The following is an 8,917-nucleotide window of genomic DNA, read 5'->3' as shown; positions in this document are numbered from 1 at the left end:
GCGCCGCCGCCCGGGCCGCCGCGAGCGCCGCCCGCCGGGCCGCCGCCTGCGCCAGCTTCCTGGCGATGATCCGCGCCGCGATGCGCGCCGCGATGCCGACGGCGATCCAGAACAGCTGGCCGTCGGGGTCGCTCATGCTGACGGGGCTGTTGTTGGCGTAGGCGTAGGCGTTGAGCTGCTGCGGGTCCTCCTCGTCGATGATCGGGTCGACCGACAGGAAGCGGCCGTTCTTCGGGTCGTACTCGCGGGCGCCCAGGTGGACGAGCCCGGTTGTCGGGTCCTTGGTGCCGCCGACGAACGACCGCTGCCCCGGCCACCATGGCGGCGGCGACCCCCGGTCCTCGCCGAACGGCGTCATCCGCCGGACGGCCAGCTCGCCGGTGCCGCCGTTCACCGCGGCCTGCGCGGTGCCCTGGTGGTCGGCGGCCAGGAAGTAGACCTGGTTGTCGGGCGTGCGGACGGCGATCGGCTCGCCGTTGATGGTGTAGTAGCGGGTCTGCTCGACGGCGTCCTTGGCGAAGTCGAAGCGCAGCTCCATGTCGTCCACGTACAGGGTGGCGTCCGTGGCGGTCTTGCGCAGCAGCCGGTCGCCGTCGGCGTCGTAGAGGAACGACGTCGTCTTGCCGGCCTCCGTGACCGACTCCAGGTTGCCCTCGGCGTCCCAGACGAGGGTCTGGTCGGACGTGCCGACCTTGCGCCTGGTGGTGTTGCCGGCCTCGTCGTAGGCGAACAGGTCGGCCCCGATGCTCTGCACCGCGTGCGGCTGCTTGGCGCCGGCCGCCGGGTAGACCGAGGTGCGCACGGCCTCGGGCGCGCCACCCCAGGCGTGCTTGGTCTCCTTGACCCGGTTGCCGGTGGCGTCGTAGGCGTAGCTGACCGCGTACGGCGCCACGCCGCCGATCTTGTCCGAGGCCGGCGTGCCACTGGCGCAGTCGTCGTTGGCCGTCCACGCCGAGGTCATCCGGCGCAGGTGGTCGTAGGTGAAGCACTGCGTGTCCTGGCCGCCCGCCCGTCCGGCGATCTTGGTGACGTTGCCGGCGGCGTCATAGGCGTAGTCGAGGTCGAGGTCGGTGGCGGCGGCGCCCTCCCGGTCCAGCCGCATCCTGGTCAGCCTGCGGGTGGACTCGTCATGGGTGTAGGTGAGCCAGGTCTTCTTGCCGCCGGAGCCCAGCTCGTACTGCAGGGTCTCGCCGAGCTTGGAGTAGCGGGTCGCGGTCACGTACGACGACAGCCCGCTGACCTTGGTCGGCTGGCTGAGCTCGTCGTAGGAGTAGACCACCGACTCGGCCTCCAGCCCGCCCCCGGCCGGGAAGCTGACCGACTGCACCTGATCGTCGAGGGTGTAGCGGGTGTTGAGCACGTACGAGCCGGCCAGCTTGCCCTCCCGCTCGGGGACGGTCACCGTCTCGCGCAGCGTGCGGTAGTCGGAGTCGATGGCGTTGATCTCCGCCTTGTACGCCTGCCCGCCCGCGTACCGGATGCTGGCGTTCATGTGGCCCTTGGCCAGCGCGTCGTACTTCCACTCGGCCAGCAGCGTGCCGGTGGCCGAGCCGTCGCGCAGCTCCTTCTTGCGGCCGAGCTCGTCGTAGACGTACCAGAGGGTCTTGCCGCGGGCGTCGGTGGTGCTGACCAGCTCGTCGGCGTCGTTGTACGTCATCGTGGTGACGCCCTTGTCCGGGTCCTCCGTCTTGATCTCCCGGCCGCGCACGTCGTAGTGGTGGCGCCACACGTTGCCCGCGGCGTCGGTCACCGTGGACAGGCGGCCGGCGGGGTCGTAGGTGTACTTGGTGGACTCGTACGGGCCCGTCGGGGTGGCGCCCTTGTACTGGCGCAGCTCGATGAGCCGGTCGTCGGCGTCGCCGATGCGGGTCGTCGCGGTGCCGCCCGCCGGGGGCGTGATGTTGACGCGGTCGCCCTGCTGGGTGGCCGAGACGCGGTACTTCTCCACGCCCTTGGCCTTGAGGATCTGGGCGTTGACCTCGCCGGCGCCGTCGAAGACCGACACGACCTGCGTGGGCACGTCGGTGTCGGCGACCGCGAGCAGCTCGGTGGCGGGCGTGCCGGTGGCGAAGTAGCCGGTGTTGGACTTGCTCACCTCGCCGAGCGAGTTGTAGAAGGTGTCGGTGATCGTGCGCCCGTCGCGCAGCGCCGGGTCCTGCGTCTGGTCGTCGCGGGGGGCGGGTTCCTGCGTCTGGCGCTCGCGCATCAGGCCGTCGTACAGCTCGTGGCTGACGGTGTAGCCGCCGTCGGCGCGCAGCGTCTTGGTGGTGACGACGCTGGGGCCGTCGGTGCGCATGGTGTAGGCGTACTCGGTGCTGGGCGACTGGCCGGCGGCCTTGCTGCGGTCCGGCTGCCAGACCTTGATCAGGCGGCCGAGCGCGTCGTGCTCCATGTCGGTGCGCCGGCCGTTGGCGTCGACCTCGGCGACCGGCTCGCCCCAGGCGGGCTCGACGAGGGTGCGCTCGACGTGGCCGAGCTGGTTGGTCTCGACGATCTCCGTGGCCGGGGCGCCGGTGGCCGGGCTGTAGGTGATGGTGGACTTCGTCCCGACCGGTCCGGTCTCGCTGGTCTCGCGGCCGTAGACGTCGTAGGTGTGGGTGCTGTCGGTGACGGTCGATCCGTCGGCCGCGCCGAGCTGCTGGACGGTGGTCACGTCGCCCTTGGTGGGCGCCTGGCCGTAGGCCTTGTTGTCGTACTGGACCCGTTCGTCGGAGATCACCTCTCCGGCGGCCAGGGCCGAGACGGCGGTGCCGCAGCCCGCGGCGACCTTCTGGATCCTGCTGGCGTAGTCGAGCATCCAGGCGGTGTCGTTGCGGGCGTAGGTGTAGCGGGTGCACTGGTCGTCGTCGGCGGTGGCCAGGTCGCCCTTCTCCTCCACCTGGGTGAGCAGGCCCTTGGCGTCGTACGAGCGCTCCTCGCCGGTGCGCCGCCACGCCCCGCCCGCCAGCGCCGTGCGGGTCACCATCGACTTGGGCTCGACGACGTAGGCGGTCTTGGTGACGCCGCCCTGCGTGGACTCGGCGGTCTTGAGCGACCACGGCTCCTCGGCGGTCGCGGTGAGCACCGTCGTGCTGTCGCCGTCGTAGAGGATCTCCTCGCGTTCGAAGCCGGACAGCTGGTCGAGGTCGTCCAGCTTGCCGCCCTCGGTGTCGACGACCTGCGCGACGCGCTTGGAGCCGTCGGCCTGCTTGTCGCCGTGCATGCCGCGGAAGTACCTGAACTCGGTGAGCGTGCGCCGGGTGTCCTGCCCGTCGCCCTCACGCACCCGGACGCGGCCGAACCCGCGCCAGTCCGACCAGGTGCGCTGCTCGGGCTTGACGAGGATGTTGTCGGCGTAGTGCCAGGCCGCGCCGTCGAGGTACTCGTAGTCGGTGACCACGTTCGGCGAGCCGGCGACGCGGTCCACCTCGACGGTCTGGGTGACGACGTACTTGTGGAACCAGTCGTTGACCTCGCCCTCGTCGGGCGGCGCCCAGCGCTGCGGGAAGCACAGCCGGTTGTTCTTGTCGGCCGCGGCGGGCACGTCGCCGGGCTTGCAGTCGGCGGCGGCGTAGTTGACCCGCAGCTCGCCGCCGGTCTCGTTGTTCACCGCCTGGACCCGCCACTTGACCAGCGGCGCGCGTCCTTCGTTGGCGTCCACCCGGTTGGGCAGCTGCACGCCGCTGAAGGTGATCTTCGGCATGGTCAGGGTGCCGCCCACGTGGCCGCTCTGCTGCACCGAGGCCAGCCACAACGACGGGCTGAGGCCGTCGCCCGTGGCGGGGAACTGGTGGGTCAGCGTCCAGGAGTCCACCGGGCTGTACTGGCCGGAGGCGTTGAGCACCTGCGTGGTGACCTTGGCCAGGCGCTTGCGCGAGAAGAACGTCGGCGACAGCCGGTCGGTGCACTTGACCCCGGCGTCGCAGATCTGGTCGAACGGCACGTCCGGCCAGGACGCCGCGGTCTCCTTCTTGAGCTGGTCGGCGGCGCAGGTGACGGTGCCGGAGGGCAGGCAGCGCTCGGCCACGTCGAAGACCACCCGGGCGGCCGGGGACTTGGTGAACAGCTCGGTGTTCAGGTAGCCGTAGTCGACGCGGGTCAGGTACGCGCCGCGCACGTACACGGTGCCCAGCTCGGGCTTCATGCTGCGGCCGTAGTAGTTCTTCTCGTTCTCGTACCAGTACGTGGTGGCGTTGCCGTGGGTGTCGACCGCGTAGTCGAGGTTCCATCGGTAGGCCTGCTGGCACCAGGCGTTGGCGGGGGTGCTGGAGTAGCACGGCTCGCCGCTGTTGTTGCCGAACACCGGCACGGTCTGCACCGACTTGGTCTCCGGCTTGCCGGTGACCCAGCCGGGCAGGCGGTTCAGGCCGAAGCTGTACTGGGTGCCGTCGGCGGTGGTGACCCGCCAGTACTCGCCGTTGTTGTCGCCGTTGGTCGCCCCGGTGAGGTACTCGATGCGGGTGCCGTCGTCGCGCTTGGGCCGCCACTGCTTGGTGGCGGCGTCCTTGACCAGCTCGACGGCGGAGTTGCCGAGCGACAGGGTGGCGTTGTCCTGGTCCCAGCACAGGTCGCCGGTCTTCTTGCCGTCGATCATGCACGCCTTGTAGCGGCGTTCGACGTAGCCGCTGGGGTTCAGCTCGAAGCCCTCCCCCACCCAGGACGGCTGGTTGTTGGTGGAGACGGTGCGGCCGTCCACGCTCTGGGAGGAGTAGTCGAGCGACAGGTCGGGCTCGTCGCCGCCCAGGGCGGGCGGGGTGCGCAGGTCGTAGCTCCAGGAGAAGTCGCCGGACTGGTTGCCGACGCTCCAGCTCGCCGAGGCGGCCAGCGAGGTGGCGGCGTGGTCGCCCGACGGGCCGGAGGCGGCGGCGGTCACGGCGTACAGGCCGGTGGTCTCGACCTCGGCGGTCAGCTTGCCCGCCTTGGCGTCGTTGTCGCTCCGGACCGGCTGCGGCGCGGCGCAGGTGGCGGCGGCCTTGGCGTCGAGCGCGCACTCGTCGAGCTTGACCATGCGCAGCCGGGCGCCGTAGTCGCCGCCGAAGGCGTACCGGAAGCCGGAGTAGTCGATCTCCAGCCGGGTCTTCCCGGCCGCCTTGGCCGCCGTGACGCCCTGGCCGGGTGAGACGCGCATCGCGACGCCGAGCAGGTCGGTCCTGAGCAGCTCGACCTTGACCGGGACGGCCTCGGCCGCGGCCACGCCCTTGGCGGCGGGGGCGAGCCGCACCGGGAACCCGGCGGAGAGCGTGGCGGCACTCTCTGCGGCGCCGCCCAGCTCGGCGGTGCCGGCGGCGGGCCAGGTGACCTTGGGCGGGGCCTTCCACGCCTGTTCGGCGGCGGGATCGGCGAGCGGCGGCAGGACGGGCACCTTCCCGCCCTTGACCGGCGTCTCCTTCTGCACCGTGGGCGCCTTGCGGGGCGCGGCGGAGGCGGGCATCGCGTACGCCATGGGCGCCAGGAGCACGACCGTGAGCACGGTCGCCAGCCTGCGCGGCCAGGCGGTCTCGGGCTTGACGCCCTCGAAGCGGTTCCAGCGGGGGTCGGGGGCGTCGGGTTCGGCGGCGGGCTGCTGAAAACGATTCCAGTTGGGCTCTGGCAGGTCTAACTCACTGTCCACGGATTCTCCCAGGGAGGGGCCTACTGGGCTGCTAGCTGGGCTATCTGCTCGGCGCTGAGCACGCCGTCGTACGTGCGGACGTCGTCGACGGTCCCCGGCCAGTAGCCGGTGAAGACGCCCGCGGTCCTGGTCCGGCCCAGTTGCAGGGGGCCGGTGGCGGTCCAGGTGCTCACGTGGGGGGTGACGGTGGTGGCCGACAGGCGGCCGTTGACGTAGACGCGCAGCTCGCCGGCCAGGGCGTCGTACACGCCGGCGACGTGCGTCCATTCCAGGGGGGCGGGGACGGCGTCCGAACGGGTGCGGACGAGGGCGGCGGTGTCGGTGTCGGCGGCGGCCATGCCGAGGGCCCACCGCCCCTGTTCCTTGTCGAAGCCGAGCTGGAACCCGGCCGCCCTGGCGCCCGGCTGGGCGACGGCGGCGGTGTCCTTGGCGGGCAGGTAGTCGAGCTGGGTCCAGACGGCGACGGTGAACCCGGAGCCGGTGGCGACGGCGGGCGCGGCGGTCTGGGCGTAGCCGGTCGCGCCGTCGAGCGCGAGGGCGCCGTCCAGCCAGCCGTCGGTCCAGCCGGCGGCGCCGGCCAGCGCGGCGGGCGTGGCCCGGCCGGAGGAGTCGGCCGCCGACAGGCCGCCGTCCTCGTCCAGCTTCCAGTGGCCGACCAGCGTGGCGGCGCTGTTGACCAGGTCGGCGACCTCGTCGGCGAACATGGCGCGGCCGTAGAGCCGCACGTCGTCCACGTCGCCGGGCCAGAAGTCGGCCGCCGCGCCGCCGGCTCGGCCGCGGCCGATGGTCAGCGGGCCGGTGGCGTTCCACGGCGCGGGGACGGCGACCGAGGACTCCAGCCGGCCGTTGACGTAGAGCGAGATCTGGCCGGACGCCGAGTCGTAGACGCCGGTCAGGTGGGTCCATTCGGTCAGCCGGGGCGCGGCGGCCGACAGCGCGCGCACGGCCGTGGCGGCGTCGGCGTCGGCGCCGGTGACGGCCAGCGCCCAGCGGTTGTCGGCCTTGCTGTACTGCAGGGAGAACGCGCCGGTCCGGCCGCCCTCCTGGGTGACGGCGGTGGCGGAGGCGGCGGTGCCGGTCAGCCGGACCCAGGCGGCGACGGCGAAGTTGCGTCCGGTGTCGGCGACCGGGCCGCCGGTCTGCGCGTAGGCGCCCGCCAGCCTCAGCGCGCCGCCGGTCCGGCCCGAGGTCCAGGTGGCGCCGTACAGGGTGGCGGGGTGGGCGCCGGCGGCGTCGGCGGCGGTGCCGCCCTGGCCCTCGTCCATGGGCCAGTGGCCGGCCGGTCCCCGTCCGGCGTTGACGTTGAAGACGTAGGTGCGGATCGGGCCGAGTTGCCCGGCGCGGTCCTTGCTGCGCACCGACAGGACGTTCGGGCCGTCGTGGCGCGGGGTGAGGGTGATCGCGGCCGTGCCGTCCTGGGCGGGCGGGACCTCGGTCTTGGGGGTGGTGTCCAGGCCGTAGACGTAGGCGGCGACGTCGGTGACGCCGTTGGGGGCGAAGGTGAACCGGCCCGCCAGGCCGACGCCGTCGCTCCAGCCGTTCTCGGTGAACCGGTCGGAGGACACCTCGGGCTCCCGGCCGGGGGCGGTGGCGTCCACGGTGGCCTCGCACCAGGGGCTCCAGGCGCTGTTGGCCTTGCCGTCCTCGGCGCGGACCCGCCAGCGGACCAGCGCGCCGTCGGCGTACAGGCTCTGCGGGACGAGGGCGGAGAAGGCCGTGCCGGTCGAGCCCAGCGGGGTCAGGTACTCCCCGGCCTTGGTCCCGTCGGCCCGGTACCACTCGAAGCGGCCCCTGACGGAGTTGTCGGCGTCCTTGAGCCGGGCCCAGAGCTTGGGCGTGGGCGTGCTGATGATCGGCCGGTCGTCGCCGGAGACGCACGGGCCGCCCGGGTCGGACCAGGCGTCGGCCGCCACCGGGTCGGCGGGCAGCGAGTTGTACTCGATGACCAGGCTCGGGTTGTTGCGGAACTTCTTCCAGGCGTACTGGTCGGTCTCGCTGGTGGCGCGCAGGCCGACGGTGATGTTGGCCCACTTGTTGGCTGCGGCGTCGGCGACCTGGGAGGTGACGTCGAACTCGACGCCGCCGGGCAGGCAGGCCGAGCCCCAGCCCTTGGCCACGTTCACCGTGGACAGCTTCTTGACCCACTTGGGCTGGTTGCTCCAGGTGGTGCTCTTGCTGATCGTGTTGGTGGACCACGCCTCGACCGCGCGGGCGCTGCACGAGTACGACCAGGTCTCGTACGTGCGCAGCGTGCCCTTGATGATCTGCTTGCCGTGGATCGTGGAGCCGGTGTTCATCTGGAAGAACGAGCGGTTGGTCTGCGAGTTGACGTGCCCGACGCGGGCGACGTCGCTGGAGTTGAGGTAGTTGGAGCTGGGCCAGTTGCTCCACACGGCGGTCCAGGCGCCGCGGGCGGCCGAGAAGTACGGGTCCAGGAACACCGGGTACCGGGTCTTCGGGTCGCTCATCATCGCGCGGTCCGGCCGCAGCCGCAGCTTCCTGCCTTCCAGCGAGACGCCCATGGTGGCCTGGCGGGCCTCGGGCGCGCGGCCCTCCTTGACCGCGGCCTCGCCGGCGCCGGTCGAGTCCCACATCGTGGGGGTGGGCGCGATGAAGATCGTGCCGCCGGTGCGGTCGACCGCCTCCAGGTTGCCCGCCTTGTCGGCGGTCAGCGACAGGCCGCTGACCGACAGCGGGAAGTCCAGGTCGGGCAGGGCGCGCGCGGCGGCCCGCGTCTTGACCACCAGGACGTGGGAGAAGCCGTCCACGTCGGCGGTGACCCGCAGGTCCACGCCGGGCAGCACCTCGGGGTAGGTGGCGGTGTCGCCGTCGAGCGAGGGCCTGGGCAGCGTGCCCGGCCAGGTCAGCTCCAGGGCCTTGCCGCCGCGGTACAGGCGGGCGAGCGGGCCGCCGCCCCCGCCGGAGAAGGTCAGCCCGGCCGCCGTCGCCACCGGCTCCACCGCGCCGTCGGGACGCAGGCGGAGCGTGGTGTCCACGGGCACCCAGCCGGTGGCCTGCCGGACGCGGACGGGGCGGGCGTGCTGTTCGAGGGTGAAGGTGCCGTCCGGGCGGGCGAAGACCTGGCGGGTCTCGCTGCGCATCGACTCGATCTCGACCGGCCGGCCGGTGCGCCTGGCCGTGGCGGTCGCGGCCGTCTCCGGCGCGAGGGGCGCGGAGAGCGCGGGGGGCGCGCTCGCCGCCGGAGGCGCGCCTGCCTCCGGCGGCTCCGCGCCGGCGGGCGGCACCGCCGGGATCGTGAACGCCAAGACAGCCGCGACCAGCCCACGCCCAACCCGCATCGGTCCTCGCATGTCGACCAGAGGTCCG

Annotated in this window: 2 protein-coding genes; both read right to left on the bottom strand. The window is 72.6% G+C overall.

Annotated elements, in window-relative coordinates:
- The coding region (locus ABT158_RS49670) for an RHS repeat domain-containing protein (RefSeq protein ID WP_352366250.1) at positions 1-5,590 on the bottom strand (5,590 nt) is incomplete at its 3' end.
- A 20-nt stretch (positions 5,591-5,610) separates the two neighbouring features.
- Positions 5,611-8,889 (bottom strand): LamG-like jellyroll fold domain-containing protein, encoded by a 3,279-nt coding sequence (locus tag ABT158_RS49665; protein ID WP_352366248.1) that lies wholly within the window; start codon positions 8,887-8,889, stop codon positions 5,611-5,613.
- Between the last annotated feature and the right edge of the window lie 28 nt (positions 8,890-8,917).

Source organism: Nonomuraea sp. NPDC001636 (assembly GCF_040298265.1).
Taxonomy (GTDB): Bacteria; Actinomycetota; Actinomycetes; order Streptosporangiales; family Streptosporangiaceae; genus Nonomuraea.
Note: the sequence above shows the minus strand (reverse complement) of the source record. Positions and strands in the feature narration are given on the sequence as shown.

What these genes read in the sequence shown, in the direction of transcription:
- ABT158_RS49665 (WP_352366248.1), bottom strand. Translation starts at nt 8,889, where the DNA reads ATGCGGGTTGGGCGTGGGCTGGTCGCGGCTGTCTTGGCGTTCACGATC.